The 410-nt window shown below is 48.0% G+C and carries 1 protein-coding gene; it reads left to right on the top strand.

The features are described from left to right. The coding region (locus P5674_RS26020; protein ID WP_315670501.1) for a site-specific integrase at window positions 1-410 on the top strand (410 nt) is incomplete at both ends.

The following is a 410-nucleotide window of genomic DNA, read 5'->3' as shown; positions in this document are numbered from 1 at the left end:
ATTGGTAAAGCATCAATCATTCCTGATGCGATCGCCGACAAGATAATCAAACGCTGTAAATATCCCTGGCAGCAAACTTTACTTGCCATCTTGATGTACACCGGTGAACGAGTAGGAGCGGTGAGGTTACTACGAGTCCCTGATGTTTATGTTTCCCCAGCTTCCCACATTGTCCTGCCAGAAATAACTTTTCGGTCTGAAACTAGAAAGCGATCGGGCGGGAAAGATGGGGGAGTCCGCCAAGTTCCCATCTCCCAAAAACTTAGAGAGATTCTTGGAACCTACCGCATCGGTGGCGGCGATTTTCTATTTCCCAGCCCATCTGATATATCCAAGCCCGTTACAGTTCAAGCGTTCGACTCTTTTCACCGGAAGGCGATCGCTCAACTGGGTTTACAGAATGAAGGCTA

This window comes from Limnospira sp. PMC 289.06, from assembly GCF_032350395.1.
GTDB classification, from domain to species: Bacteria; Cyanobacteriota; Cyanobacteriia; order Cyanobacteriales; family Microcoleaceae; genus Limnospira; species Limnospira platensis.
The sequence above is the reverse complement of the archived record's forward strand: the minus strand, read 5'-3'. Positions and strand labels throughout refer to the sequence as shown.